The sequence below is a fragment of the Paeniglutamicibacter gangotriensis Lz1y genome (genome assembly GCF_000348945.1).
GTDB classification, from domain to species: domain Bacteria; phylum Actinomycetota; class Actinomycetes; order Actinomycetales; family Micrococcaceae; genus Paeniglutamicibacter; species Paeniglutamicibacter gangotriensis.
In genome coordinates, this window is record NZ_AOCK01000004.1 from 318,220 (window position 1) to 343,958 (window position 25,739).

The window sequence follows — 25,739 nt, forward strand, 5'->3', positions numbered from 1 at the left end:
AGAGTCCCATACTAGAAGATCAGTCTCCTGGATGCGGGGACTTTTTAGGCACGGTAAGGTGGCAGGCCGGGATCTTGCTTGCTTTGGAGGCATCCGCCGCACCAAGGGGCATCAAACAAGCATGAATACTACTTGTTCTATCCTCTAGTAGATTTACCGCATGGGTTAGCTTATTCCCCGGGAGAGAGCCGCATACCGACGTTCATTCCCGGCGTCGCCCGGATGCTCGACGACAAGAAGTCTGAACTTGGCCAAGGTCGTGTAGGGGTGGGCTGATGGTCCTACGAATCAGGCTGCGATTGCTGCCTTGGGATGAAAGATCCAATTGCGGCGCGGTCGCTGTTCCGGATCCAGGGCCCTGTTTTGAAGCACGTAGGGAATCGAATCGATGACCACGATCTTGAAATGACCGGCATGGAAAGATGCATGGCATATGGGGCACAAGAGTGCAGAATTTGACAGATTGGTCTCGCCGCCGAGATACCAAGGTTGGATATGGTTCGCCTCGCAGCGGTGGGCAGCCATCGTACAACCGGGATTGATGCATCCTTTGTCGCGCAGGAGCATAGCTCGGCGTTGCGCCCGGCTGAAGAATCGCTGCTTTCGTCCAAGGTCTAATGGTTGCGATGCGGTGCCCAGAACGGCAGGGATGACGTTGGCGGTGGCGGCGAGCTTTCGCGCGAATCCTGGAGAGACCAAATGGTTGTGGCTGGTGACACCTGGTTGGTCGCTCGTCCCGATCAATGTATCCAGTGGAATCGTGACGATCATTTCCAGCATTGGAGGCTTGGGGAGAGTCCGGTCGGATTCGCCGTCGCTGAATCGTCGTACCGAATCAAGGAAGTACTGCAACAAGCTCCTGCCCTTCTCCCGTTGACGCGCTTCTGCAAGTGATTCTCCGGGTAACGGAACCGGCCCGGGAAGCTCGATTAGTCCGGGGTCGGTTTTTGCGATGTTTGTGAAGCCTTCCACCGGTATTTGATCTGGTGGGGTGTTGGGGTCGATGGCCCAAGCGGGGATTGGAGCCGGTGCGTCAGGAGCATCTGCGAAGTCCGGGATGGGAAGCTCTGGTTGCGCGGTGGCTGTGGGTTCCTTGGCACGTGCCGTGGCGACGTCGACGGGATTGCCGAATTGCGAATGAGGATTGGCCAATTGGTCGGACACTGAGGTGAGCAGCTCGTGCCCCTCGACGCCGGTGCAAATCTCCCAAATAAACCCACGGATCTGCTTGCCCTTGTACTGAAGCCCGAAATTGGCCTCCATCTGTGCTTCGCTACGTTCTAGTGCCCCGGCGTCTAGCTGCGCTTCGATGAGTTTGAAGAGCTGACCGGTTCCGGATTGGTTTCGGGCAACCAAGGACTCGGCGACTTGCTCCTCGACGCGGGCGGCAGTTTCCTGGGGATTGGGCTGGGCCGCTATACCCGGTTGTAGGGTTGCCATTCTGCGGGCAGCGTTGGCGACCTGCTGAGGGTCGGCGGTGCCGTCGTGGAATACCGTGGCCAGCTGTCCGAAGCGAGGCTCGATGGTGGCGCCGTTGAAGCCGCGACGCGGCACCAGCAGGTCCCTGGTGGTGATTCGATGTTTGGCCTGAGCATGGGAAAGGTGCAGCTGGTCCTTGGCCACATCGGTGCCGTTCTTGAATAGCATCTTGGTGCCGGGGGAGTAACGCTGGTCGGCAGGTAGGGCGATCTCGCCTTCGATGAATTCGTTCAGGTGAGTGTGGATCCTGTGCACCTGGGTGAGTGGCTCTTCCTTCAGCGTATGTGCGTCGGAATCCTCCAACATTCCTGCGGCAATGATCTGGGCGCGGCCGATCGTTCTGGCGAGGTCCTCGGTGAGGAGGGCCAGAAGTACGGCCCGAACGGGCGAGGGGCCGGCCGCGGCCGCTAGATCGTCCAAAAGTGATGTGAGCATCGGATTGAGAATAGCGAGCAGGCGAAACGGATCGTCCACGTGGTCTACGGATACCGTTGTATCCGTACCTTCCGTGGTGGACGGCGCCAAGGATTGGTGGAGTCCATCCAACCCGTCGCTAGCGAATGCTGCCAGTGTTCTCATGTGTCCACCATGGACCCCTGAAGGCCTCGAAAACCGGGGAACGGAAAATTGTGGATAACTTTTCATGAATTCTGGTGTCTTCCGGCCGAGTGGGCGGTGGGCAAACGGTGCGATCTAGGCGAGCTGCCAGCCAAATTAAGTGATCTGCATTTCAGCGTGATGCCACGTGAGGTGCCCGGTGATCGGCCGTAAGAGCGGAATTACGGGGCGCATTGGTCCGCCGTCCCTGCTCGGTAGCGTGGCAGCATGGTTTTCGGGGCACGCGCAGGTAACGGCAGTGTCAAGGGCATCGCAAAGTGCGTGCTAAGCTTGAGCTAATTGTTTTTCATGTGTGGCAAATGGACACGGTCCGGGTTGCGGGTAGGTTGCGCAACAGATGCCACATTTTCGCACGCCTAGGGTCAAATCCGAAGTCGCTGTGATGAAACGACTATAAACGCAGCGTCTCCAATGCAGTTTGATTGTGGGTGGCGCCGCAGAACAAAGAAATCGGAGGACACGAAAGTGCCTACTATTCAGCAGCTGATCCGTAAGGGTCGCTCGCCGAAGGTCACTAAGACCAAGGCCCCAGCCCTTAAGGGCAACCCAATGCGTCGTGGCGTATGCACTCGTGTGTACACCACCACCCCGAAGAAGCCGAACTCCGCACTTCGTAAGGTCGCACGTGTGCGTCTTGCCGGTGGCGTCGAAGTTACAGCTTACATTCCAGGTGTCGGCCACAACTTGCAGGAACACTCCATCGTGCTCGTGCGCGGCGGACGTGTGAAGGACCTCCCGGGTGTGCGCTACAAGATCGTACGTGGCGCTCTCGATACCCAGGGTGTCAAGAACCGTAAGCAGGCTCGTTCCCGCTACGGCGCCAAGAAGGAAGGTAAGTAATGCCTCGTAAGGGCCCCGCGCCACAGCGCCCCCTCGTCTCGGATCCGGTTTACGGATCCCCGCTCGTAACCCAGCTGATCAATAAGGTTTTGGTCGACGGCAAGAAGTCCACCGCAGAGCGTATCGTTTACGGTGCACTCGAAGGTGTGACCGCCAAGAACAGCGCCGACGCGGTTGTGACTCTGAAGAAGGCCATGGATAACATCCGCCCGGCCCTCGAAGTTCGCTCCCGTCGTGTCGGTGGCGCGACCTACCAGGTTCCCGTTGAGGTCAAGCCCGGACGCTCCACCGCGTTGGCTCTTCGCTGGCTCGTTGGCTACTCGAAGGCTCGCCGCGAGAAGACCATGGTTGAGCGTCTCATGAACGAGATCCTCGACGCATCGAATGGTCTTGGTGCCGCTGTCAAGCGTCGCGAAGACACTCACAAGATGGCAGAGTCCAACAAGGCCTTCGCCCACTACCGCTGGTAAAAAGCGTTTAGTCCGGTTGGCGGGACTGATCGCAGATCAGTCCCGCCAACGTTTCGGACTTAACCTACAAAGGGAGACAACGTGGCACAGGACGTGCTTACCGACCTTAACAAGGTCCGCAATATCGGTATCATGGCTCACATCGATGCCGGTAAGACCACTACTACGGAACGCATCCTGTTCTACACAGGTGTGAACCACAAGCTCGGCGAAACGCACGACGGTGGCGCAACGACCGACTGGATGGAACAGGAAAAAGAACGCGGCATTACGATTACGTCTGCCGCCGTGACCTGCTTCTGGAACAACAACCAGATCAACATCATTGACACCCCCGGTCACGTTGACTTCACCGTTGAGGTTGAGCGCTCACTGCGCGTCCTCGATGGCGCAGTTGCAGTGTTCGATGGCAAGGAAGGCGTGGAGCCGCAGTCCGAGACTGTTTGGCGCCAGGCTGACAAGTACAACGTTCCGCGTATCTGCTTCGTCAACAAGATGGACAAGCTGGGTGCTGACTTCTACTACACCGTAGACACCATCATCAAGCGCCTTGGTGCCAAGCCGCTGGTCATGCAGCTGCCGATCGGCTCCGAGTCGGAGTTCACCGGCGTTGTCGACCTGATGACGATGAAGGCTTTCGTTTGGGAAGGCGACTCCAAGGGTGACGTCACCATGGGTGCCGCCTACGAGACCCGCGAAATCCCTGCCGACATGCTGGAAAAGGCCGAAGAATACCGCGCCAAGCTGGTAGAGGACGTCGCCGAGAGCTCTGACGAGCTCATGGAGAAGTTCCTTGAGGGCGAAGAGATCAGCATTGCTGAACTCAAGTCCGGCATCCGCAAGATGGTTCTGAACTCGGCACTGTACCCGGTCTTCTGTGGTTCTGCATTCAAGAACCGCGGTGTCCAGCCGATGCTCGATGCTGTCATCGACTACCTTCCTTCGCCGCTCGACGTCGAGGCCATGGTTGGCCACGATCCGAAGAACGAAGAGATCGAACTGGTCCGCAAGCCTTCGGAAGACGAGCCGTTCTCGGCCCTCGCCTTCAAGATTGCTACGCACCCGTTCTTCGGCCAGCTCAACTTCATCCGCGTGTACTCCGGCAAGGCAACTTCCGGTACGCAGCTGTTGAACTCGACGAAGCAGAAGAAGGAGCGCATCGGAAAGCTCTTCCAGATGCACGCCAACAAGGAAATGCCGGTAGACGAGATCCACGCGGGTCACATCTACGCAGTGATCGGCCTCAAGGACACCACCACCGGTGACACCTTGTGCGATCCGGCACACCCGATCGTGCTTGAGTCAATGTCGTTCCCCGCTCCCGTGATTTTCGTGGCGATCGAACCGAAGACGAAGGGTGACCAGGAGAAGCTCTCCACGGCCATCCAGAAGCTTTCGGCCGAGGACCCGACGTTCACTGTCTCCCAAAACGAAGACACCGGCCAGACCGAAATCGGCGGCATGGGCGAGCTCCACCTGGATATCCTGGTGGACCGCATGCGCCGCGAATTCCGCGTCGAAGCCAATGTCGGCAAGCCGCAGGTTGCATACCGCGAAACCATCAAGAAGGCTGTGGCGAAGGTTGACTTCACCCACAAGAAGCAGACCGGTGGTTCGGGCCAGTTCGCAAAGGTCCAGGTCTCGTTCGAGCCTCTGGAAGTTGTTGACGGTGTCATCTACGAATTCAAGAACTCCGTAACCGGTGGACGTATTCCTCGCGAATACATCCCGTCGATTGACGCCGGAATCCAGGACGCCATGCAGTTCGGCATCCTGGCCGGCTACCCGATGGTCGGCGTGAAGGCTACCCTCCTCGATGGTGCCTACCACGACGTCGACTCTTCGGAAATGGCGTTCAAGATTGCTGGCTCACAGGTGTTCAAGGAAGGCGCACGCCGCGCCACCCCGATCATCCTCGAGCCGGTCATGGATGTCGAAGTCCGTACTCCTGAGGAGTACATGGGCGACGTCATCGGTGACCTGAACTCCCGCCGTGGTTCCATCGCTTCGATGGAAGACGCTTCGGGCGTGAAGGTCATCCGTGCGACGGTTCCGCTGTCCGAGATGTTCGGTTACATTGGTGACCTGCGTTCGAAGACCCAGGGCCGTGCCGTGTACTCGATGACCTTCTCCAGCTACGCAGAGGTCCCGAAGGCAGTTGCCGAAGAGATCATCCAGAAGTCCCGCGGCGAGTAATCGTCAGGACGAAGAATTGGCCGTGAACCCGAGTCTTGGGTGAGTGGCCGCAGGGTGGGGCCGGTGCGGAGAAATCCAATCCGGCCCGGCCAGGCCAACTAACGGATCCCCAGTGGATCCCGCAGCTAACCACAATTTAAACATTTCACTAAGCCCCCAGTAGACTTGTACAAGTTTCGTCCGCGACCCGTGTGGACGAGGTACGTCTTCTGTAAACGTTTCTAGGAGGAACCTGTGGCAAAGGCAAAGTTCGAGCGGAACAAGCCGCACGTCAACATCGGCACCATTGGTCACGTTGACCACGGTAAGACCACGTTGACCGCCGCCATTTCCAAGGTACTGGCTGACAAGTACCCGGATCTGAACGAGCAGCGCGATTTCGCGAACATCGACTCCGCGCCGGAAGAACGCCAGCGCGGTATCACCATCAACATCTCACACGTTGAGTACCAGACCGAGCAGCGCCACTACGCGCACGTTGATGCCCCGGGTCACGCGGACTACATCAAGAACATGATCACCGGTGCCGCACAGATGGACGGCGCAATCCTCGTGGTTGCCGCCACCGACGGCCCGATGGCTCAGACCCGCGAGCACGTTCTGCTTGCCCGCCAGGTTGGCGTTCCCTACCTGCTGGTCGCACTGAACAAGTCCGACATGGTCGATGACGAAGAGCTGCTGGACCTCGTGGAAATGGAAGTTCGCGAACTTCTCTCCTCGCAGGGCTTTGACGGCGACGAAGCACCGGTTGTCCGCGTTTCGGGCCTCAAGGCACTGGAAGGCGACCCGGTTTGGGTCAAGTCCGTTGAGGACCTGATGGACGCCGTTGACGCAAACGTCCCGACCCCGGTTCGCGACAAGGACAAGCCGTTCTTGATGCCCGTTGAGGACGTCTTCACCATCACCGGTCGTGGCACCGTTGTTACGGGCCGCGCCGAGCGTGGAACCCTGAAGATCAACTCGGAAATCGAAATTGTCGGCATCCGCCCGGTCCAGAAGACCACGGTTACCGGCATCGAGATGTTCCACAAGCAGCTCGACGAGGCATGGGCCGGCGAGAACTGTGGTCTGCTGCTTCGCGGTATCAAGCGCGAAGACGTAGAGCGTGGCCAGGTCATCGTGAAGCCGGGTTCCATTACCCCGCACACCGATTTCGAGGCCAACGTCTACATCCTGTCCAAGGATGAGGGTGGGCGTCACAACCCGTTCTACTCGAACTACCGCCCGCAGTTCTACTTCCGCACCACGGACGTTACCGGCGTCATCACCCTGCCGGAAGGCACGGAAATGGTTATGCCCGGCGACACCACCGAAATGTCGGTCGTGCTGATCCAGCCGATCGCCATGGAAGAGGGCCTCGGCTTCGCAATTCGCGAAGGCGGCCGCACCGTTGGTTCGGGCAAGGTCACCAAGATCACCAAGTAGTCTTTTCTACCTGGATGTCTTGACCTAATGGTCTGAGAAAAGACCCCTGGTGCATTGTTTCGACAATGCATCAGGGGTCTTTTCGCGTCCCGGGGGAAACATCCCGCGGACGCCCGACACTTATATCAAACGAATAGTTTGACTGCGGTACGCTGAGGAAGATGCTTGGTGAGTACCGGGCCGAAGACACTAGATATTACAGATTTAAGAGGGGACCTGGCATGGATGGATTGGCACTGATCACGGTAGCCGCGATCATGTTTGTTGCAGGGATGCTCTTCGGCAAGCACGTACTGGCGAAGAAAGCGGCCGAGCGAGCAACCCCCGTCCAGACCCCCGATCGCTTGGCTTTGGCCGAGGCCTGGCAGCGCGGATTCGATGCCGCGGTGCGAGACCGTGCCCAGAGCGCGCTCGACGACGCGCAACCCATGCCGCAACCCGATCTGCGGCAAGGCCCACACGGTGGTTCCGGCTCCACACGTGGCGCCGCAGAGCCCGCCGGATTCCCCCGGACGGAACAGGTCATCGCCGGTGCCATGCCAAGCCAAGCACCCGGCCCGATGCCGCCCGTGTTGCCCCAACCGCATCCCCAGATGCAGGTACGAGCACCCCAGCCACCACCGCCACCCGCGGTTCCTCTTGACCCGCGTGTCCGGGCCCTGCGGAACATCAACATCACCTTGTATGTGGCTGCATTGTTGCTAGTCGCCGCGGCATCGTTGTTCATCGCACTGGCGCTGCCGGCCGCGGCCAAGGTTATCGGACTGGGAATCGTGGCAGCAGGCTTCTACGTCGTCGGACTTCTGATGCATGCCAGAAGCGAGCGACTGCGCCCGGCGGCCGCCGCATTCACCGCCACGGGCCTGGCCCTGATTCCGATGACGGGGCTGGCCCACTACCTGCTGCTGTCCACGGCGCCAGGTACCAGCTGGTTTGTCACCTCACTGGTGGGAACCGCTGCCTTCATCTACGCCGCAGGCAAACTTCAGTCCAAGATCGTTGCCGGCCTGGCCACCACCTTCCTGGTCTCCACCGCCTATTCCGGCGGTGCGGTGCTCAACCGCGGCCTCATCTTCTACTTCCTCTTCAGCATGCTGCTGGCCACCGCGATCACCCTGGTCGGATTCAAAAAGCCGCGCTGGATCACCAACATCTACGTGGTCTCTTTCACCACGGCACACCGGTACCTGGTACCTGCCACGTTGCTTGCCGCCATCTTCTCAGCCATGGTGCTTGAGGCCCGCGACTACGGTTGGCTCTTTGCCGCCGCGGCGCTGTACTACGCCGTGGCTCTGCTAGCGGCTCCGGTGAACGAACGTTTCTGGCACCTTGCCGCGGCACGCGCCGCCTCGATGATCTCCGTCGCCTGCTTCCTGCACGTCGGCGGATTCACGTGGACCAGTACTTTCCGGATCCTTGCCGTGCTGCTGCTGCTCCAAGTGGTGCTGCTGGCACAATTCGCCGCGGGCTACCGACAAAAACTGCGACTCACGCCCGGCTTCACCCGCGGTGAGACCTGGGTATTGCTCGGCGTCGCGGCCCTGGCGAGCGTGCTCGGTGCCGAAGCACTACTGCGCGATCCTTTCCTCACCGGAGCTGGGACTGGCCTCGATCCGAACTGGACCTTGGTCCTGTTCCTGATTGCCGGCCTCTTCCTTGGTGCCAAGACTGGCGGGCACTTCCGCTGGGTCCCGCTGGGCGTCGCAATCCTGAGCATCATCGAACCGATGACCGGGAACCTGGGACGGCAGGGACTACTCTTCACTGCAGCCGCCATCGGCACCTGGCTGCTGGCCCGCCAGGTGATCGGCGTGCACGGGCAGTACCTGCGTTGGGCGGCCCGGATTGCCTCGGTGCCGGCGGCAGGGGCCATGTTCTCCTTCGCTGCGGCCGGCTGGATCCTGCAACCACGATTCGCGCAGATGCTTCCGAGCCTACCCGGTGCCGAGAGCGCTAGCCTTGCGGCACTGAAGCTCGCGATCGAGGTGGCGACATTCGTCGGAGTGGTGCTGGCACTGCTGGTACAGATCGTGGTGACAGCCAGAAACCTGCGACATAACGCACCCGAAGCAGAATCGGTACCCGCCCGAGGCCTCAGGCTCACCGGGGAATCGATCGGTTTCAGCGCCGCGGTGTTGTGCGCTTCGATGGCCACGTGGTCGCTGTCGGTGTTGTTGCAAAGGGCCACCCCAAGCTTGCTTGAGCAGATCACAGACAATGGCCAGGGCTGGAGCACGGTGCTGTGGGCAGGCTACCCATGGGACACGATCCTGCTCTGGTTCCTGGTTCTCTTAGCCCTGGGTGCTGCCACCGCCGTGCTGGGGCATCGTCGGCAAGCTCCCGCCGACGGCACGGATCCACGGGAGCTGCCGCGCGGTCCACGACTGTTGGTGCAGTTGGGCGGGCTGCTGGCCTTGGGTGCGGCACTGTCCATCGCCGCCGGCAAGGAGCCGGCCTGGATGGTGGAGGTCGTGGCGCTGCTGGGCCTGGCCTACGTAGGGGTACGGATCTTGGTGGAGACGCAGCTCGCCCTCAGGATCGGGTATTCGGTGCTCGCCCAGGTGTTGTTCTCCGCGACCGCCTGGCATATCGCGGACCGGTTCCAGATGGATGCTCACGGACAGTACGCACTGTTTGCTTTCACCATTGCTGCGGGCCAGTCGGTTCGTGCCTACACGGCCCGGAAGGCCGAGGCGCGCAAACCGGCGGACCCGCGCAGTCTTTTGACCTTGGCCGCCGTGGCCATCTTGGTGCTGGTCCCGCTCACTTACCTGGCCGTGCATGCGGGCAACCTCGACCAAGCCGGGTTGCTGGTCCAGTTCTTGTGCCTGCTGCTCTTCGCCGCACTTGTCGTCAAGACCCGGGCCGGACGAGATGCAGGATTCTCCTATGTTTCGATCCCCGCCGCACTCGGTCTGCTGGGCGTGGTCCTGGCCCCGAGCCTCGGCACGGACTTGCGGGTCGGCGGATGGCTGCCGACACCCCTCTGGGGCCAAAACGTGGCGTTCGTGGTGTTGACGCTGCTGCTGGTCGGCATCCTGGTTGCCGAATTCCGTCGCTTGGGTGGAGAAGACTTCCGCTGGATTCGCGCGGTGGTTGCCCTGGCCTACTGGATGGCGCTCTTCGGGCTGCACAGTGCCGCCGAGCCCGGCTGGCAGGTCTGTGCAGCACTGGTGGGTGCCGCCGGAATCGTGGTCTTTGCCTCGAGCTGGGGCATCCCGTTGTTGCTGCTCGGCAGTGCGGCATTGGTGCTGTTGGCTTCGGTGCGCGGAACCCAGTTCATCCACGAACTGGCAGGGGCACGGGGGAGTGAGCCGCTGGACACCATGGTCGGGTTTGGCGCCACCTGCGTGATCCTGCTGATTGCCGCGATCTTCGGTGGACGTTTTGGCACCGAGGAGGTGCCCTTCACGGAGGTGGCTCAACGCACCGAGGGCTGGGGCCCTGCCCATGCTCGGGTGCTCTTCACTGCCTCGTTGGTCTCCCTCGGCCTGGGCGCAGTGGTGGGCCTGGCCGCGGCATCGGAGCGCTATGTGTACTTCGGGGCGCTGCTGCTGGTGCTGGCCGTATTCGCCGCAGCTGCCACGGAAGTTCCGAAAGCACGCCGCGAAATCGGTTATGAGGCAGCGGTCTTGATATCAGCCGTTGCCATCCAGCGGTGTTGGTGGGTGGCCGTTGACGGACTGTCTAACTTCTCTACCCTCTACTACTGGGTGATCGTGCTCGGGGTTCTTGCCTCCTATGAATTCATGCGCAAGCGTGAACGTAACGGTACGGTGGTGCTCTCGGTCTCCGCAGCAGTACTTACCCTGGCCGGGATGGGGACGTTCTTTTCCTCGACGCTGGCCCAGCAGCTGGTGGTCCTGTTGAGCTTCACGGCATTGCTGGTCTTCGGCCTCGTGACCAACCGCAAGATTTTCACCATCTGGGGGGCCATCGGTATTGCCGTTTCGGTGCTCTGGTTCCTACGTGGGTTCACCTTCCTGTTGCTGCTGCTGATTGCGGCTGGACTGATCGCGTTGGCGTTGTGGCGGCTCGGGAAGATGAACAAGGGCAGCTCAGAGAACGGTGCTCCGGATACCGGGCAGCCGCCCGCGATGCCTATGGACCCTTCCCAGGGAAATACTCACTACCAGCATCCCCGGACCCAGACCCAGCACCCGTCGCCGGCGACCCCGGGGGAGGTGCCCGTTCAAGGGGCACCTGGCACGGTCCAGGATGTGCCGAGGGCGACGACTGCGCCGGAAGCTCCGATTCCCCAAGCTCCAGCGCCACCACCCGGTATGCCATGGATGAGACCCAGACCGCAGAATCCAAACGATCCTCCGCGCTGATCCAAGGACGCTGGCAGGGACCCAAAATACGTACCGAGCGCTGCTAGTGTTCTCTGCGCTGTCAGCAGTTAGGCTGGAACCATGAAGTTTTTGATTGTTTTGCTGATCGTTGTGGCGGTGGTCGTGGTGGTTGCACGCCTGCGCAAACAGTTCTCCAAGGAGATCGATAGGGCCAAAGAAATCCGGCGTTCGAAGCGCGACGACCGCTGACCCCTCCTTGAGGGATCGGACAGCGCTGGTGAGCTTCCTCACCGGCACCATCGGTGCCGGTAACCATGGAGTGCTTCCAAGGAGTTTTGAAGTCCCGAATTTCCGGAGGTTTTTCTTTTCCCGCTACCTCTGGGGAGTGTAAAAGGGTAGAGCCGGGAAAATATCTTCACAGTCCGCGGGCCCAAGGATTTTGTGTTTGGGCCCCGAACCTGCCACACTAGATAAGTTGTTTGTGAACATTTCCATGCTTTGTGTCTGCTGGTCGGGAAACCGACACCGGGACACGGGGTTTCAACCGAGATTGTGTCTCACCCGGGATAATGCCCGGGGCTGGGGAGCAATACAACCGAATTTTTGGAAACACCAACAATGTCCCCCAAGGTTTTATGCGGGTTTGGTGTCGCGGTAAAGTGCGACACGCCCGACCGCGGGGGTCGGGCTTCGGCGGATTGAGGAACCCGGATTTATCCGGATTCAGTTCGATGCGAGGCGTGCCGGTCCCGAAAGGGGCCCGTAGGGCACAGTAACTGTACAGAGAGTGCTAATTAGAAAGAGGCATCACGCCATGGCGGGACAAAAAATCCGCATCCGGCTGAAGTCGTATGACCATGAGGTCATTGACGTTTCTGCCCGGAAGATCGTTGAGACGGTGACGCGCGCTGGCGCAACCGTAGTCGGCCCAGTGCCGCTCCCAACGGAGAAGAACGTGTACTGCGTTATTCGTTCACCCCACAAGTACAAAGACAGCCGTGAGCACTTCGAAATGCGCACGCACAAGCGTCTGATCGACATCATCGATCCGACCCCGAAGGCCGTAGATTCGCTGATGCGTCTTGACCTGCCGGCGGATGTCAACATCGAAATCAAGCTCTAAGGGGAGGTGGCGAGAAAACTATGACCGCAACCCGTAATGTAAAGGGCCTGCTGGGCACGAAGCTCGGCATGACCCAGGTTTGGGACGAGAACAACAACCTCATCCCGGTAACCGTTGTACAGGCCGACAGCAATGTCGTCACTCAGCTGCGCAACGCCGAGCGCGATGGCTACGTAGCGGTTCAGATCGGCTACGGCCAGATCGACCCGCGCAAGGTCACCAAGCCGCTCGCCGGCCACTTCGAGGCAGCCGGGGTTACCCCGCGCCGTCACGTCGTTGAGCTGCGCACTGCAGACGCCGAGTCCTACGCCGCAGGCCAGGAACTCTCCGTCGAAATCTTCGCCGCCGGCCAGAAGGTCGACGTCGTTGGAACTTCCAAGGGCAAGGGCTTCGCCGGCGTCATGAAGCGTCACGGCTTCCACGGTGCTCCGGCATCGCACGGTGCTCACAAGAACCACCGTAAGCCGGGCTCCATCGGCGGCGCTTCGACCCCGGGCCGCGTGTTCCAGGGTCAGAAGATGGCCGGTCGCATGGGCGCCGAGCGCGTCACCTCGCAGAACCTCACGGTTCACGCTGTGGATGCCGAGAAGAACCTCCTGTTGATCAAGGGTGCCGTACCCGGCGCCCGCGGACGCGTCGTTCTCGTACGCACCGCTGTGAAGGGAGCATAACTACATGACTAAGGCACTTACCGTCGAGTTCCCTTCGGAGATCTTCGACGTTCAGACCAACGTCCCGCTGTTGCACCAGGTCGTTGTTGGCCAGCTTGCAGCTGCACGCCAGGGCACGCACAAGACCAAGAACCGCGCCGAAGTTTCCGGTGCGGGTCGCAAGCCGTTCGCGCAGAAGGGCACCGGCCGCGCCCGTCAGGGTTCAATCCGTGCTCCTCACATGACCGGTGGTGGCGTTGTCCACGGCCCGACTCCTCGCGATTACAGCCAGCGCACCCCCAAGAAGATGAAGGCTGCTGCATTGCGCGGCGCCCTGTCTGACCGCGCTCGCAACAACCGCATTCACGTTGTTGAATCCCTGGTTGAAGGCACCACGCCTAACACCAAGGCTGCAATGGCCACCCTGCGCGCTCTGTCCGAGCGCAAGAACATGCTCGTAGTCATCGATCGCGCCAACGACGTTGCAGCCCTCTCGGTCCGCAACCTCCCCGAGGTCCACGTCCTGTACGTCGATCAGCTCAACACTTACGATGTGCTGGTTTCCGACGACGTTGTCTTCACCAAGGCCGCATTCGATGCCCTGGTCAAGAAGGAGGAAGCCAAGTGAGCGACTTCTCCAAGGCTCCGCACGATGTGGTCATCGCACCCGTCGTTTCGGAAAAGAGCTACGGTCTGATCGACGAAGGCAAATACACCTTCTTGGTAGACCCGCGTTCGAACAAGACGGAAATCAAGAACGCCGTAGAAGCTATCTTCTCGGTCAAAGTTGACTCCGTAAACACCCTCAATCGTGCCGGCAAGCGCAAGCGCACCAAATTCGGATGGGGGACTCGCAAAGCTACCAAGCGCGCAATCGTCTCCCTGAAGGAAGGCTCGATTGACATCTTCGGCGGTCCGCTTTCATAAGCGGAGACCACTTTAACGAGGAAATAAACTATGGCAATCCGTAAGTACAAGCCGACTACCCCGGGCCTTCGCGGCTCGAGCGTAGCCGACTTCGCAGAAATCACCCGATCCACTCCGGAAAAGTCGTTGCTTCGCCCGCTCCACAAGACTGGCGGCCGCAACAACTCCGGTAAGATCACCACTCGTCACAAGGGTGGCGGGCACAAGCGCCAGTACCGTCTGATCGACTTCCGTCGTCACGACAAGGACGGCGTGCCGGCAAAGGTCGCTCACATCGAGTACGACCCGAACCGCACCGCTCGCATCGCGCTTCTTCACTACGCTGATGGAACCAAGCGTTACATCATCGCACCGAACAAGCTTTCCCAGGGTGACACGATTGAGGCCGGCGCAAACGCTGACATCAAGCCCGGCAACAACCTGCCATTGCGCAACGTTCCGGTGGGCACGGTGCTCCACGCTGTGGAACTTCGTCCCGGCGGCGGTGCCAAGATGGCTCGTTCAGCAGGTGCCTCGGTGCAGCTGGTGGCCCGTGAGGGTCGCTACGCGCAGCTTCGTTTGCCTTCCGGCGAAATCCGCAACGTTGACGTGCGCTGCCGCGCAACCGTCGGCGAGGTCGGTAACGCCGAGCAGTCGAACATCAACTGGGGAAAGGCCGGCCGTATGCGCTGGAAGGGCGTTCGCCCGACCGTGCGTGGCGTTGCCATGAACCCTGTTGACCACCCGCATGGTGGTGGCGAAGGCAAGACGTCCGGTGGCCGTCACCCGGTGAACCCGAACGGTAAGCGCGAAGGACGCACTCGCCGTCCGAACAAGGACAGCGACAAGATGATTGTCCGCCGTCGTCGTACCGGCAAGAACAAGCGATAGGAGCCTGGAAACATGCCACGCAGCCTGAAGAAAGGCCCCTTCGTCGATCAGCACCTCTTCCTCAAGGTCGAAGCTGAGAACGAAAAGGGCACCAAAAACGTCATCAAGACGTGGTCCCGCCGTTCGATGATCGTCCCCGACATGCTCGGGCACACGATCGCCGTACATGACGGACGTAAGCACATCCCCGTGTTTGTCACCGAGTCGATGGTCGGGCACAAGCTCGGCGAATTTGCATTGACCCGGACGTTCCGCAGCCACGTGAAGGACGACAAGAAGGGCAAGCGCCGCTAACCCGCAAGGGTTCAGCGAGTGCTTAGCACTTCTTCGAGAGACGAGAGAAGGAAAGCAATGGAAGCCAAGGCAATTGCGCGCCATATCCGCGTGACGCCTATGAAGGCCCGGCGCGTCGTCAACCTTGTTCGTGGCAAGCAGACGAACGAAGCACTGGCGATCCTGAAGTTTGCCCCACAGGCAGCTTCAGAGCCAGTGTTCAAGGTTGTAGCATCGGCAGTGGCTAACGCCCGTGCCGCCGCAGACCGCGAGGGTGTCGCGTTCAACGAAGACGAGCTGTTCATCAGCGAAGCGTTTGTTGACGAGGGTCCGACCATGAAGCGGTTCCAGCCGCGTGCTCAGGGTCGGGCATACCAAATCAAGAAGCGCACGAGCCACGTGACCGTGGTCGTCGCAACCCCTAAGAAGGGTGGGGAAGAGTAAATGGGACAGAAGGTTAACCCGCATGGGTTCCGTCTCGGTATCACTACCGACCATGTTTCGCACTGGTTCGCCGACAGCACCAAGGTTGGTCAGCGTTACAAGGACTTCGTAAAAGAAGATATCCGTATTCGCGAACTGATGACCGTTGGCATGGAACGCGCCGGCATCGCACGCGTGGAGATCGAACGTACCCGTGATCGTGTTCGTGTGGATATCCACACCGCACGCCCGGGCATCGTTATCGGTCGCCGCGGCGCCGAAGCCGACCGCATCCGCGGCGAGCTCGAAAAGCTCACCGCCAAGCAGGTTCAGCTGAACATCCTCGAGGTCAAGAACCCCGAGATCGAAGCACAGCTTGTTGCCCAGGGCATTGCCGAGCAGCTTGCTTCACGTGTGGCTTTCCGCCGTGCGATGAAGAAGGCCATGCAGTCGGCTATGCGTGCAGGTGCCAAGGGCATCCGCGTGCAGTGCTCCGGTCGTCTTGGCGGTGCAGAAATGTCCCGCAAGGAGTTCTACCGCGAAGGCCGTGTGCCGCTGCACACCCTGCGTGCGAACATCGACTACGGTGCATTCGAAGCCAAGACCACCTTCGGCCGTATCGGCGTGAAGGTCTGGATCTACAAGGGCGATATCACCTCGAAGGAACTGGCAGCTCAGGCTGCAGCAGCTCCGGCCCGTGGCCGCGGCGATCGTCCGGGCGGGCGTCCGGCTGGACGTCCCGAAGGTGGCGAACGCCGTCGTCGCAACGACCGCAACACTGCACCGGCAGCGGAAGCAGCTCCGGCTGCCGAGGCAGCTCCGGTTGCAGCCGCAGAAGGAGGACAGGCTTAAATGCTTATCCCACGCCGCGTAAAGTACCGCAAGCAGCACCACCCCGGTAGGAGTGGTACGGCTTCGGGCGGTACAACGGTAGCCTTCGGCGAGTACGGTATCCAGGCCCTTACACCGGCCTACGTTACCAACCGCCAGATCGAGGCAGCTCGTATCGCCATGACCCGCCACATCAAGCGTGGCGGTAAGGTTTGGATCAACATTTATCCAGACCGTCCGCTGACCAAGAAGCCTGCCGAAACCCGCATGGGTTCCGGTAAGGGTTCGCCGGAATGGTGGGTCGCAAACGTAAAGCCGGGACGAGTTCTCTTTGAGCTCTCCGGTGTCAGTGATGAGGTAGCTCGCGAGGCCATGCGCCTGGCAATTCACAAGCTGCCGTTGAAGGCACGCATTGTGCGTCGCGAAGGTGGTGAATAGGAATGGCAATCGGATCCAAGGATCTAGCAACCGAAGCACTGGACGGCTTTGATAACGCCCGTCTGGTCGAGGAGCTTAAGAAGGCCAAGGAGGAGTTGTTCAACCTCCGTTTCCAGTCGGCTACCGGCCAGCTCGAATCGCATGGCAACCTGAAGAGTGTCAAGCGCGATATCGCTCGCATCTACACGGTGCTGCGCGAACGCGAACTGGGCATTCGTCCCGACGTCGTGGTAGCGGTCGAAGAGACCACCAAGGCCAAGAAGTCTTCCAAGAAGACTGAAGCGGCCGCAGCGACTGAGGAAGCCAAGTAATGAGCGAGAAGGAGAACGTAGTGGCTGCTCCAGCAGAGCGCAACGACCGCAAGACCCTCCGTGGTTACGTGGTTTCTGACAAAATGCAGAAGACTATTGTCGTTGACGTGGAGGATCGTGTGAAGCACGCCCTTTACGGCAAGGTCATGCGTCGCAACAAGAACGTCAAGGTCCACGACGAAGAGAACAGCGCCGGCATCGGCGACCTTGTTGTCATCGCCGAGACCCGCCCGCTGTCTGCGGACAAGCACTGGCGCCTCGTGGAAATCCTCGAAAAGGCTAAGTAAGCCTTCTTCTTGGTTTTCACTCTGACGTGAAACACCCGAAACACCCCGGGACCACTGGATTTATCCAGCTGGTGCCGGGGTGTTTTGCGTTTCCTCCTAGAAGCCGCCTGTAGCATGGGCCGTTGACTTGGAACCTCCGAATACGGGATTGACGGCAGGGACGTGGGAGGAACGAGATGGGAAACACCGAACCGGGGGAGCGGGGCATTGTTCGCTCGCGACTGCTTCACCGGGTAATTCCCGTGTCGCTGGCCGGGGCGTTGTTGGTGCTTCTTCCGTGGATTGATTTCTGGCCCTCACGGTTCGTTTCGGTGCTGCAAGCACTTCTTCCGCTCCTGTGTCTGGCGGCAGTGGCATATTCCGTGGTGTTGCTGTTCAGACGTGCCTGGATATTGGCGGCGGTCCTGCTGGTTTGTCTGGTTCTTTCCCTGGCCCCCACACTCGCACCCGGTACCCAGGCAGTTTGCCCACCGGGGAGCCAATTCACGGTCCTGTCCTTGAATGCCGGACGTGGACACACGGATCCCGCCGGCCTTGCTAAGGAAGTCAGTACAGCGGACCCCGACATCCTGGTACTGGTGGAAGCCAGCGAACCCATGATCAAGGCGTTGGCCTCATCGACGGCCGGGTGGGACTACACCGAGCGGACCGGGCCGTTGAGGACCGGGGGTTCGGTGGACACGGTGATCTTGTCCCGGTACCCGCTACGCAGCGAAGAGCCGGCTGCATGGCAATCCGATGGCGCGCTTTTCGATATTCCGGTGGCCCTGATCGATCTTCCTCGGGCAGGGCAGATCCGGGTAGCTGGAATCCACCCCGTGCCCCCGACCCATGATCCTGCATTTTGGGAACGGACATTGAATGTCCTTGCAGACTGGGTGCAGCCGCGGACGGACCTGCCGCTGGTTCTGGCCGGCGACTTCAACGGCACCCGAGCGCACCCACAGTTTCGTGCGTTGGCAGAAGGTTTCGACGAGGCTCCGCCTTCGTACGGGCCGGTGCCGATGGGTACGTGGCCGGCCAACAGCGTGTTTCCTGCGTTTGCGGCCATCGACCATGTGTTGGTGCGTGGGATGGCATCGCAAGGCTCCCAACGTTTTCTGGTACCCGGCACAGACCACTTCGGAATCATTGCGCAGTTGAGCGCGTGCGGCTGATGTCAGGTGGCTGTTCACCGCCCCGTGCGTAAGCCAACGGTTGATTCCCGCCAACCTAAGCCGCGTCGGAATCCCAGCATGGTGCCCGGCATACATCCCGGAGCTTTCCAACTGATGAGCTTCGGGGGCTCCCTCTGGATGTCTAGGCAAGATTTGCTGCTGAGTCGAGATTGAGCAACCTGAATCTTCTAGGATGGAATTACGTCCGAAGGGGTTATGAACTGCACCTCGGAAGCCCGTGTGGCAAGGGCCGTAAAGCGACGACAAGGTTCGGGGCATGGAATATGGGGCGCGTGGGTACCTGGGTCCCGAAAACGTCCGTGGTTGGACCAGAGATTGGCCCTCGTCAGCGAGGTCCCGGTAGTCGTCGACATCAAGGTGCTCTCCACTGTCGGCAGGAGCATCGTCAAGAGTTTTTGGTGATTTCTTGGCCGGTGTTCCTTGCAAAAGATTCGATCGTGAGACCGGAAGTTGCTGGATCTTATGTGATCAACAACCCTCGGATTGCCCCTAGCACATGGTTTCGGGATCGCGTATCCGTGCGGTAGACTTTCTAGTCTGTGCGCGTTATGTATGGGGACTATCCACCTCCGAACATAACGCACAGTGCAGCCGGAGGGTTTTTTACGGGCCCGGAAGGCTGTGCGGCATAGCTCTGAGCCTAAGCCTCGGCCCTGCTTCCCCAGCACCATGTTGTTGCGCACTTGTGCGTTGTGAACTGTGTGTATGGAGGTGGGGGTAAGCAGAAGCTGAGATGGACCATATCCGTTCCGCAAGGCTCCCTAGGAGAACCAGCGAGACGACAGGAGTAAAAAGTGATTCAGCAGGAATCGCGACTAAAGGTTGCCGACAACACCGGTGCTAAGGAAATCCTTACCATTCGTGTTCTCGGTGGCTCTGGCCGTCGCTATGCAGGCATTGGTGACGTTATCGTCGCCACCGTCAAGGATGCAATCCCTGGCGGAAACGTAAAGAAGGGTGACGTCGTCAAGGCTGTCATCGTTCGCACCAAGAAGGAACGTCGCCGCGTCGACGGTTCCTACATCAAGTTCGACGAGAACGCTGCTGTCATCCTCAAGACTGATGGCGAGCCCCGCGGTACCCGTATTTTCGGTCCGGTGGGTCGTGAACTTCGCGATAAGAAGTTCATGAAGATCGTTTCACTGGCTCCGGAGGTGCTGTAACCATGGGTGCAAAGATCAAGAAGGGTGACCTCGTTCAGGTCATCACCGGTTCCGACCGCACCAAGCAGGGCAAGGTGCTGAAGGTATTCCCAGCAGCACAGCGCGTCCTGGTTGAAGGCGTCAACCGCGTCACCAAGCACACCAAGGCCGGTCAGACCGAGCGTGGCACCACGACTGGTGGTATTGAGGTCGTTGAGGCCCCGATGCACATCTCGAATGTTGCCATCGTTGACCCGGACACTAAGAAGCCGACCCGCGTTGGCTTCCGCGAGGAAACCGTAGAGAAGAACGGCGTGTCCAAGACCGTCCGTGTTCGCTACGCCAAGTCTTCCGGAAAGGCACTGTAATGACTGAAGCAGCTGTCAAGATCCAGCCACGCCTCAAGGCCAAGTACAAAGCCGAAATCCGCGAGACTCTTACTACCGAGTTCAGCTACTCCAACCCGATGCAGGTCCCTGGCCTCGTCAAGGTTGTTGTGAACATGGGTGTAGGCGAAGCCGCCAAGGATTCGAAGCTCATCGAAGGCGCAGTCCGCGACCTCACCGCCATCACCGGCCAGAAGCCGTTGGTAACCAAGGCACGCAAGTCGATCGCACAGTTCAAACTGCGCGAAGGCATGCCGATTGGTACCCACGCCACCCTGCGCGGAGATCGTATGTGGGAATTCGTTGATCGTCTGGTTACGTTGGCTCTGCCGCGTATCCGTGACTTCCGCGGCCTCAGCCCGAAGCAGTTCGACGGCAATGGCAACTACACCTTCGGCCTCACGGAACAGTCAATGTTCCACGAAATCGATGTTGATTCCGTTGACCGCGTTCGTGGTATGGACATCACCGTAGTGACCACCGCGAAGACCGACGACGAAGGCCGTGCCTTGCTCAAGGCTCTGGGCTTCCCGTTCAAGACCGCCAACTAGATCAACTACGTTGCAGGTCCGCGCTTGCGCGGAAACCGTAGCGAGGAAGGGCAGAAGCCCAAATGACAATGACAGATCCTGTCGCAGATATGCTGACTCGTCTGCGCAACGCCAACTCGGCTTACCACGACACGGTTTCCATGCCGTCGTCGAAGCTGAAGGTGCGCGTCGCACAGATCCTCAAGGAACAGGGCTACATCGCCTCGTTCGTTGAAGAAGCAGCTGAGGTTGGCAAGAAGCTGACCATCACCCTGAAATTCGGCCCGAGCCGCGAGCGTTCAATCGCTGGCGTCCGCCGTATTTCGAAGCCGGGCCTGCGTGTATACGCAAAGTCCACCAATTTGCCGCACGTCCTTGGTGGCCTCGGCATTGCAATCCTGTCCACGTCCTCCGGTCTGCTTACTGACCGCCAGGCAGCCAAGAAGGGTGTAGGTGGGGAAGTCCTCGCCTACGTCTGGTAACGGGAAAGGGAGAAAGAAACCATGTCACGTATTGGACGTCTTCCGATCACTGTTCCTGCCGGCGTTGAGCTCAAGATTGATGGCGACGCAGTCGCTGTCAAGGGCACCAAAGGCGAACTGACCATCACCGTAGCAAGCCCGATCACTGTTGCTCTCGAAGAGAACACTTTGACCGTGTCACGCCCGAACGACGAGCGCGATTCGCGTTCGCTGCACGGCCTGACCCGCACCCTGATCGAAAACATGATCATCGGTGTCACCACTGGCTACGAAAAGAAGCTCGAAATCCACGGTACCGGTTACCGCGTTGTCGCCAAGGGATCGAACCTCGAGTTCGCCCTGGGTTACTCGCACCCGGTTGTTGTCGAAGCTCCCGAGGGCATTGCCTTCGCAGTTGAGGGCAACAACAAGATCACCGTTTCGGGTATCAACAAGCAGCAGGTTGGCGAAGTTTCCGCCAACATCCGCAAGCTCCGCAAGCCTGACCCGTACAAGGGTAAGGGCGTTCGGTACGCTGGCGAAATCATCCGCCGCAAGGTCGGAAAGGCTGGTAAGTAACCATGGCTCTCGGAATCAAGGGTAAGAGTAAGGCAGCCGCACGCGGCCGTCGTCACCTGCGCGTTCGTAAGCGCATCACCGGCACCGAGGTGCGTCCGCGCCTGGTCGTCAACCGCTCCGCACGCCACATCTTCGTTCAGGTCGTCGACGACAGCAAGGGCATCACCGTTGCTTACGCCTCGACCATGGAAGCCGACCTGCGCGGTTTCGAAGGTGACAAGTCCGCCAAAGCCAAGCGCGTTGGTGAGCTCGTTGCCGAGCGCGCCAAGGCTGCCGGCATCGAAGCCGTGGTCTTTGACCGCGGTGGCAACAGGTACCACGGTCGCGTGGCTGCTGTTGCTGATGGTGCACGCGAAGGTGGGCTGGCACTGTGAGCGAAGCAACTAACAAGAAGGAAACTCAGGTGTCTGAAGCTACTGAGGCAGTCGCGACTGCTGCTGCTCCCGCCACAGAAAAGGCCGGTGCCGCTCGCGGTGAAGGCCGTGGACGTGGCGGCGAAGGCCGTGGCCGTGGCGAAGGACGTGGCCGCGGCCGCGACCAGAAGGATAGCCGCAACGATGACAAGGACAAGTTCCTTGAGCGCGTTGTAGCCATCAACCGCGTATCCAAGGTCGTCAAGGGTGGTCGTCGCTTCAGCTTCACCGCACTTGTCGTCGTGGGTGACGGCAACGGTCTCGTTGGCGTCGGTTACGGCAAGGCCAAGGAAGTCCCGGCAGCCATTCAGAAGGGCGTTGAAGAAGCCAAGAAGTCCTTCTTCCGCGTTCCCCGCGTCGGCACCACCATCCCGCACCTGGTGCAGGGTGAAGCCGCTGCTGGCGTAGTCCTTCTGCGTCCGGCCGCTCCGGGTACCGGCGTTATCGCCGGTGGTCCGGTTCGCGCCGTACTGGAATGCGCAGGCATCCACGATGTTCTGTCGAAGTCCATGGGCTCGAGCAACCAGATCAACATCGTTCGCGGCACCATTGCAGCACTGAAGGCCCTTGAAGAGCCTCAGGCAGTTGCAGCACGTCGTGGTCTGCCGTTGGAAGACGTTGTTTCGGCTCAGATGCTGCACAACATCAAGAACCAGAAGGCAGGTGCGTAATAGTGGCTAAGAACATTGTCCCTAGCGACGCAACTCTGACAATCACCCAGACTAGGTCCACCATTGGTGGCAAGCAGAACCAGCGCGACACCCTTCGCTCACTCGGTCTCAAGCGCATCGGCCACACTGTGGTCCGTACCGCCGACTCCGTAACCGTAGGTATGGTCAACACTGTTTCGCACCTGGTAAAGGTTGAGGAGGCGAAATAATCATGGCTGATAAAGAAAACGCATTGAAGGTACACCACCTGCGTCCAGCCGAAGGTGCCAAGAAGGCCAAGACCCGTGTGGGTCGTGGCGAGGCGTCCAAGGGTAAGACCGCTGGTCGCGGTATGAAGGGCACCAAGGCGCGCTACCAGGTCAAGGCCGGCTTCGCCGGTGGCCAGTTGCCGCTGCACATGCGCCTTCCGAAGCTTCGCGGCTTCAAGAACCCGTTCCGTGTCGAGTATCAGGTTGTCAACCTGGACAAGATCTCGGAACTGTTCCCCGAAGGTGGCGAGGTCACCGTCGAGGCATTGATCGCGAAGGGCGCCGTTCGCAAGAACGAAGCCGTCAAGGTCCTTGGCTCGGGCGAGCTCACCGTCAAGGTCGACGTGAAGGTCAACGCCTTCTCGTCCTCCGCAACGGAAAAGATCGTCGCAGCTGGCGGCTCTGCAGTAGAGCTCTAAGCTACGTGATCTCTTGATCGCACAGTGAGAGGAGGGTGCCCCGGGAATTTGCCTAGCAATTCCCGGGTGCACCCTCCTTTTTCTTTCCATACCACCCCTGCGTTCCCCTGACCTGCGATAACAGCAAGGCCGGGGCCCATGCAAGGTCTTCCAGCTGGAAACATTGCACAGTTGGGGATTGTTTAGGGCTTTTGCCGCGGCGCATTTGGTGTGTCATGCATGCCACCCGCTAGAATCATTAGGTCAACCCGGGCACCCCCGGCCACCATCAATCAGGAGGACGCTTGTTCGCCGCCATTGCCCGGGTATTCCGGACGCCTGACCTGCGACGCAAGTTGTTGTTCACGCTCGCCATCATCGCGATCTACCGTTTGGGTGTTTACATCCCAGCGCCAGGCGTGGACTACAGCAACGTCCAGCAGTGCCTTGCCGCGGGTAACACCACCGGAGGCCTGTACCAGTTCGTTAACCTTTTCAGCGGCGGTGCGTTGCTGCAGGTTTCCATTTTCGCCATGGGAATCATGCCGTACATCACGGCCTCGATTATCGTCCAGCTGTTGCGCGTGGTGATTCCTCGTTTCGAGGAACTGCACAAGGAAGGCCAGTCCGGACAGGCCATCCTGACCCAGTACACTCGCTACCTCACGATCGCCCTTGGCCTCCTGCAGGCCACCACGCTGGTCTCCCTGGCCCGCAGCGGGATGCTCTTCCCCGCCTGCGACCTACCCATCGTCCCGGACGACAGCATCTTCGTGATCGTCTTGATGATCTTCACCCTCACGGCCGGAACCGGCTTGATCATGTGGATGGGTGAACTGGCCACCGAACGCGGTGTCGGTAACGGCATGTCACTGCTGATCTTCGTGTCCATCGCCTCGGGCTTCCCCTCGGCCATGGGCGCCATCGCCACCTCGCAGGGCTGGGGCGTCTTCACCGGCGTGATTCTCATCGGTGTGGCAGTCATTGCGCTGGTCGTGTTCGTGGAACAGTCCCAGCGCCGCATCCCGGTGCAGTACGCCAAACGGATGATCGGACGCCGCACCGTCGGCGGCACCTCCACCTACATCCCGATCAAGGTCAACATGGCCGGGGTTATCCCGGTAATCTTTGCATCCTCCATGCTGGCGCTGCCGAGCATGCTGGTGCAGTTCAACACCGGGTCCGACGGCACGCTGCCGGGCTGGGCCATGTGGGTTCAGACCAACTTCTCCGGCTCCTCGCCGTTGTACATGGCCACCTACACGCTGTTGACCATCGGCTTCACCTACTTCTACGTCGCGATCACGTTCAATCCGACCGAGGTTGCCGACAACATGAAGCAGTACGGTGGATTCATTCCGGGCATCCGAGCCGGACGCCCCACGGCTGCGTACCTCGAGTACATCATCAGCCGCATCACGTTCCCCGGTGCCCTTTATCTGGCATTCGTGGCCCTGATTCCGTTGGTCGCCTTCGTGCTCATCAACGCCGATCAGAACTTCCCGTTCGGCGGTACCTCGATCCTCATCATGGTTGGTGTGGGTCTTGAAACCGTCAAACAAATCAACGCACAAATGCAGCAGCGACACTACGAAGGACTTCTGCGATGACAAGATTGTTGATCATTGGCCCCCCCGGTGCTGGCAAAGGCACCCAGGCGGTCCAAATCTCCGAGCGCCTCAATGTTGTGGCCATCTCCACCGGTGATATCTTCCGCGCCAACGTCAAGGGCGGTACCCCGCTCGGCGTCGAAGCAAAGAAGTACATCGATGCCGGGAACTTCGTTCCGGACTCGGTCACCAACTCCATGGTCCGCGACCGTCTGGCAGCTGACGATGTCAAAGACGGCTTCCTGCTCGATGGCTACCCGCGCACCAGCGCGCAGGTCGACGAGTTGGATTCGATCTTGGCCGACGCCGGGGTAGAGCTCGACACAGTGCTTCAGCTGACCGCCGACGACGACGAGCTCGTGGTCCGTCTGCTCAAGCGTGCACAGATCGAGGGTCGGGCCGATGATACCGAAGAGGTCATCCGCCACCGCCTGGGTCTCTACCACGAGGAGACTGCCGTGGTGGTCAACCGCTACCAGGAGCGCGGTATCGTGCGCCTGGTTGATGGCATCGGTGAGATCGACGAAGTCACTAACCGCGTCATGGACGCACTGGGCCAGAACGCCTAGTTCATTTACGTCCTAAAAACCGCGGGGACCGGCACACCAGTGCCGTCATCCCCGCGGTTTTTGCAATAACCGCGGCAGCACCGTCTTTGGAAAGGGAC

General features: G+C 60.0%; 30 protein-coding genes. 29 read left to right on the plus strand and 1 reads right to left on the minus strand.

The genetic code is table 11. The features are described 5' to 3' along the window. Nucleotides 1–288: 288 nt before the first annotated feature. Complete coding sequence (locus ADIAG_RS20155; protein WP_051059884.1) at nucleotides 289–1,953, minus strand: HNH endonuclease signature motif containing protein; 1,665 nt, start codon at nucleotides 1,951–1,953, stop codon at nucleotides 289–291. Between the two features lie 609 nt (nucleotides 1,954–2,562). Here ADIAG_RS20155 and rpsL point away from each other — a divergent pair. From rpsL to ADIAG_RS09070, 29 genes are all read left to right on the plus strand, one after another. Then, on the plus strand, nucleotides 2,563–2,937 hold the full coding sequence (gene rpsL, locus ADIAG_RS08935) for a 30S ribosomal protein S12 (RefSeq protein WP_007271021.1): 375 nt from the start codon (nucleotides 2,563–2,565) through the stop codon (nucleotides 2,935–2,937). Then, a complete protein-coding gene (rpsG, locus tag ADIAG_RS08940; protein ID WP_007271022.1) occupies nucleotides 2,937–3,407 on the plus strand; it encodes a 30S ribosomal protein S7 in 471 nt (156 codons plus the stop codon). Before rpsL ends, rpsG begins: the two co-directional genes overlap by 1 nt. Nucleotides 3,408–3,488: 81 nt before the next feature. Beyond that, on the plus strand, nucleotides 3,489–5,603 hold the full coding sequence (gene fusA / locus ADIAG_RS08945) for an elongation factor G (RefSeq protein ID WP_007271023.1): 2,115 nt from the start codon (nucleotides 3,489–3,491) through the stop codon (nucleotides 5,601–5,603). A gap of 234 nt (nucleotides 5,604–5,837) precedes the next feature. Beyond that, a complete protein-coding gene (gene tuf, locus ADIAG_RS08950) occupies nucleotides 5,838–7,028 on the plus strand; it encodes an elongation factor Tu (protein WP_007271024.1) in 1,191 nt (396 codons plus the stop codon). Between the two features lie 221 nt (nucleotides 7,029–7,249). Then, the gene (locus ADIAG_RS08955) at nucleotides 7,250–11,362 is read left to right on the plus strand and encodes a hypothetical protein (protein ID WP_007271025.1); all 4,113 of its coding nucleotides are present in this window, start codon (nucleotides 7,250–7,252) and stop codon (nucleotides 11,360–11,362) included. 81 nt (nucleotides 11,363–11,443) lie between these two features. Beyond that, on the plus strand, nucleotides 11,444–11,572 hold the full coding sequence (locus ADIAG_RS22375) for a hypothetical protein (RefSeq protein WP_007271026.1): 129 nt from the start codon (nucleotides 11,444–11,446) through the stop codon (nucleotides 11,570–11,572). Nucleotides 11,573–12,137: 565 nt separating this feature from the next. Then, complete coding sequence (gene rpsJ, locus ADIAG_RS08960) at nucleotides 12,138–12,446, plus strand: 30S ribosomal protein S10 (RefSeq protein ID WP_003803825.1); 309 nt, start codon at nucleotides 12,138–12,140, stop codon at nucleotides 12,444–12,446. Between the two features lie 20 nt (nucleotides 12,447–12,466). After that, a complete protein-coding gene (gene rplC, locus ADIAG_RS08965) occupies nucleotides 12,467–13,117 on the plus strand; it encodes a 50S ribosomal protein L3 (protein WP_007271027.1) in 651 nt (216 codons plus the stop codon). Nucleotides 13,118–13,121: 4 nt separating this feature from the next. Further along, on the plus strand, nucleotides 13,122–13,724 hold the full coding sequence (gene rplD / locus ADIAG_RS08970) for a 50S ribosomal protein L4 (RefSeq protein WP_007271028.1): 603 nt from the start codon (nucleotides 13,122–13,124) through the stop codon (nucleotides 13,722–13,724). Continuing rightward, entirely contained in the window at nucleotides 13,721–14,023 is a 303-nt protein-coding gene (rplW, locus tag ADIAG_RS08975) for a 50S ribosomal protein L23 (protein ID WP_007271029.1), read from the plus strand. Before rplD ends, rplW begins: the two co-directional genes overlap by 4 nt. A gap of 30 nt (nucleotides 14,024–14,053) precedes the next feature. Next, nucleotides 14,054–14,893, plus strand: a complete 840-nt coding sequence (gene rplB / locus ADIAG_RS08980) for a 50S ribosomal protein L2 (protein WP_007271030.1) — start codon at nucleotides 14,054–14,056, stop codon at nucleotides 14,891–14,893. A 12-nt stretch (nucleotides 14,894–14,905) separates the two neighbouring features. Further along, nucleotides 14,906–15,187 carry a 30S ribosomal protein S19 gene (rpsS, locus tag ADIAG_RS08985; protein WP_007271031.1) on the plus strand — a complete coding sequence of 94 codons (282 nt, stop codon included), beginning with the start codon at nucleotides 14,906–14,908 and terminating at the stop codon, nucleotides 15,185–15,187. Nucleotides 15,188–15,244: 57 nt separating this feature from the next. Further along, nucleotides 15,245–15,610, plus strand: a complete 366-nt coding sequence (rplV, locus tag ADIAG_RS08990) for a 50S ribosomal protein L22 (protein ID WP_007271032.1) — start codon at nucleotides 15,245–15,247, stop codon at nucleotides 15,608–15,610. Continuing rightward, nucleotides 15,611–16,441 (plus strand): 30S ribosomal protein S3, encoded by an 831-nt coding sequence (gene rpsC / locus ADIAG_RS08995; RefSeq protein ID WP_007271033.1) that lies wholly within the window; start codon nucleotides 15,611–15,613, stop codon nucleotides 16,439–16,441. Beyond that, nucleotides 16,442–16,858, plus strand: a complete 417-nt coding sequence (rplP, locus tag ADIAG_RS09000; protein WP_007271034.1) for a 50S ribosomal protein L16 — start codon at nucleotides 16,442–16,444, stop codon at nucleotides 16,856–16,858. It begins immediately after the preceding gene. Between the two features lie 2 nt (nucleotides 16,859–16,860). Further along, a complete protein-coding gene (rpmC, locus tag ADIAG_RS09005; RefSeq protein WP_007271035.1) occupies nucleotides 16,861–17,169 on the plus strand; it encodes a 50S ribosomal protein L29 in 309 nt (102 codons plus the stop codon). Continuing rightward, nucleotides 17,169–17,456, plus strand: coding sequence for a 30S ribosomal protein S17 (gene rpsQ / locus ADIAG_RS09010; RefSeq protein ID WP_007271036.1), 288 nt, complete (start codon nucleotides 17,169–17,171; stop codon nucleotides 17,454–17,456). Before rpmC ends, rpsQ begins: the two co-directional genes overlap by 1 nt. Before the next feature lie 176 nt (nucleotides 17,457–17,632). Then, nucleotides 17,633–18,613 carry an endonuclease/exonuclease/phosphatase family protein gene (locus tag ADIAG_RS09015; protein WP_007271037.1) on the plus strand — a complete coding sequence of 327 codons (981 nt, stop codon included), beginning with the start codon at nucleotides 17,633–17,635 and terminating at the stop codon, nucleotides 18,611–18,613. An 815-nt stretch (nucleotides 18,614–19,428) separates the two neighbouring features. Beyond that, nucleotides 19,429–19,797 (plus strand): 50S ribosomal protein L14, encoded by a 369-nt coding sequence (rplN, locus tag ADIAG_RS09020; protein ID WP_007271038.1) that lies wholly within the window; start codon nucleotides 19,429–19,431, stop codon nucleotides 19,795–19,797. Nucleotides 19,798–19,799: 2 nt separating this feature from the next. Further along, nucleotides 19,800–20,144, plus strand: a complete 345-nt coding sequence (gene rplX / locus ADIAG_RS09025) for a 50S ribosomal protein L24 (RefSeq protein WP_007271039.1) — start codon at nucleotides 19,800–19,802, stop codon at nucleotides 20,142–20,144. Next, a complete protein-coding gene (gene rplE / locus ADIAG_RS09030) occupies nucleotides 20,144–20,713 on the plus strand; it encodes a 50S ribosomal protein L5 (RefSeq protein WP_007271040.1) in 570 nt (189 codons plus the stop codon). The genes rplX and rplE overlap by 1 nt, the downstream gene beginning before the upstream one ends. A 62-nt stretch (nucleotides 20,714–20,775) precedes the next feature. Then, complete coding sequence (rpsH, locus tag ADIAG_RS09035) at nucleotides 20,776–21,174, plus strand: 30S ribosomal protein S8 (RefSeq protein WP_007271041.1); 399 nt, start codon at nucleotides 20,776–20,778, stop codon at nucleotides 21,172–21,174. A 21-nt stretch (nucleotides 21,175–21,195) separates the two neighbouring features. Continuing rightward, the gene (gene rplF / locus ADIAG_RS09040) at nucleotides 21,196–21,732 is read left to right on the plus strand and encodes a 50S ribosomal protein L6 (RefSeq protein ID WP_007271042.1); all 537 of its coding nucleotides are present in this window, start codon (nucleotides 21,196–21,198) and stop codon (nucleotides 21,730–21,732) included. A gap of 2 nt (nucleotides 21,733–21,734) precedes the next feature. Beyond that, the gene (gene rplR, locus ADIAG_RS09045; protein ID WP_007271043.1) at nucleotides 21,735–22,106 is read left to right on the plus strand and encodes a 50S ribosomal protein L18; all 372 of its coding nucleotides are present in this window, start codon (nucleotides 21,735–21,737) and stop codon (nucleotides 22,104–22,106) included. Continuing rightward, on the plus strand, nucleotides 22,103–22,816 hold the full coding sequence (gene rpsE, locus ADIAG_RS09050; protein ID WP_007271044.1) for a 30S ribosomal protein S5: 714 nt from the start codon (nucleotides 22,103–22,105) through the stop codon (nucleotides 22,814–22,816). Before rplR ends, rpsE begins: the two co-directional genes overlap by 4 nt. A 2-nt stretch (nucleotides 22,817–22,818) precedes the next feature. Next, nucleotides 22,819–23,025 (plus strand): 50S ribosomal protein L30, encoded by a 207-nt coding sequence (rpmD, locus tag ADIAG_RS09055; protein ID WP_007271045.1) that lies wholly within the window; start codon nucleotides 22,819–22,821, stop codon nucleotides 23,023–23,025. A 2-nt stretch (nucleotides 23,026–23,027) separates the two neighbouring features. Then, the gene (rplO, locus tag ADIAG_RS09060; RefSeq protein WP_007271046.1) at nucleotides 23,028–23,483 is read left to right on the plus strand and encodes a 50S ribosomal protein L15; all 456 of its coding nucleotides are present in this window, start codon (nucleotides 23,028–23,030) and stop codon (nucleotides 23,481–23,483) included. 284 nt (nucleotides 23,484–23,767) lie between these two features. Beyond that, entirely contained in the window at nucleotides 23,768–25,072 is a 1,305-nt protein-coding gene (gene secY, locus ADIAG_RS09065; protein ID WP_007271047.1) for a preprotein translocase subunit SecY, read from the plus strand. Continuing rightward, entirely contained in the window at nucleotides 25,069–25,641 is a 573-nt protein-coding gene (locus ADIAG_RS09070) for an adenylate kinase (protein WP_007271048.1), read from the plus strand. Before secY ends, ADIAG_RS09070 begins: the two co-directional genes overlap by 4 nt. Nucleotides 25,642–25,739: the final 98 nt, after the last annotated feature.

What these genes read in the sequence shown, in the direction of transcription:
- rpsG (WP_007271022.1), top strand. Translation starts at nt 2,937, where the DNA reads ATGCCTCGTAAGGGCCCCGCGCCACAGCGCCCCCTCGTCTCGGATCCG.
- ADIAG_RS08955 (WP_007271025.1), top strand. Translation starts at nt 7,250, where the DNA reads ATGGATGGATTGGCACTGATCACGGTAGCCGCGATCATGTTTGTTGCA.
- ADIAG_RS22375 (WP_007271026.1), top strand. Translation starts at nt 11,444, where the DNA reads ATGAAGTTTTTGATTGTTTTGCTGATCGTTGTGGCGGTGGTCGTGGTG.
- rpsJ (WP_003803825.1), top strand. Translation starts at nt 12,138, where the DNA reads ATGGCGGGACAAAAAATCCGCATCCGGCTGAAGTCGTATGACCATGAG.
- rplC (WP_007271027.1), top strand. Translation starts at nt 12,467, where the DNA reads ATGACCGCAACCCGTAATGTAAAGGGCCTGCTGGGCACGAAGCTCGGC.
- rplD (WP_007271028.1), top strand. Translation starts at nt 13,122, where the DNA reads ATGACTAAGGCACTTACCGTCGAGTTCCCTTCGGAGATCTTCGACGTT.
- rplB (WP_007271030.1), top strand. Translation starts at nt 14,054, where the DNA reads ATGGCAATCCGTAAGTACAAGCCGACTACCCCGGGCCTTCGCGGCTCG.
- rpsS (WP_007271031.1), top strand. Translation starts at nt 14,906, where the DNA reads ATGCCACGCAGCCTGAAGAAAGGCCCCTTCGTCGATCAGCACCTCTTC.
- rplV (WP_007271032.1), top strand. Translation starts at nt 15,245, where the DNA reads ATGGAAGCCAAGGCAATTGCGCGCCATATCCGCGTGACGCCTATGAAG.
- rpsC (WP_007271033.1), top strand. Translation starts at nt 15,611, where the DNA reads ATGGGACAGAAGGTTAACCCGCATGGGTTCCGTCTCGGTATCACTACC.
- rplP (WP_007271034.1), top strand. Translation starts at nt 16,442, where the DNA reads ATGCTTATCCCACGCCGCGTAAAGTACCGCAAGCAGCACCACCCCGGT.
- rpmC (WP_007271035.1), top strand. Translation starts at nt 16,861, where the DNA reads ATGGCAATCGGATCCAAGGATCTAGCAACCGAAGCACTGGACGGCTTT.
- rpsQ (WP_007271036.1), top strand. Translation starts at nt 17,169, where the DNA reads ATGAGCGAGAAGGAGAACGTAGTGGCTGCTCCAGCAGAGCGCAACGAC.
- ADIAG_RS09015 (WP_007271037.1), top strand. Translation starts at nt 17,633, where the DNA reads ATGGGAAACACCGAACCGGGGGAGCGGGGCATTGTTCGCTCGCGACTG.
- rplX (WP_007271039.1), top strand. Translation starts at nt 19,800, where the DNA reads ATGGGTGCAAAGATCAAGAAGGGTGACCTCGTTCAGGTCATCACCGGT.
- rplE (WP_007271040.1), top strand. Translation starts at nt 20,144, where the DNA reads ATGACTGAAGCAGCTGTCAAGATCCAGCCACGCCTCAAGGCCAAGTAC.
- rpsH (WP_007271041.1), top strand. Translation starts at nt 20,776, where the DNA reads ATGACAATGACAGATCCTGTCGCAGATATGCTGACTCGTCTGCGCAAC.
- rplF (WP_007271042.1), top strand. Translation starts at nt 21,196, where the DNA reads ATGTCACGTATTGGACGTCTTCCGATCACTGTTCCTGCCGGCGTTGAG.
- rplR (WP_007271043.1), top strand. Translation starts at nt 21,735, where the DNA reads ATGGCTCTCGGAATCAAGGGTAAGAGTAAGGCAGCCGCACGCGGCCGT.
- rplO (WP_007271046.1), top strand. Translation starts at nt 23,028, where the DNA reads ATGGCTGATAAAGAAAACGCATTGAAGGTACACCACCTGCGTCCAGCC.
- ADIAG_RS09070 (WP_007271048.1), top strand. Translation starts at nt 25,069, where the DNA reads ATGACAAGATTGTTGATCATTGGCCCCCCCGGTGCTGGCAAAGGCACC.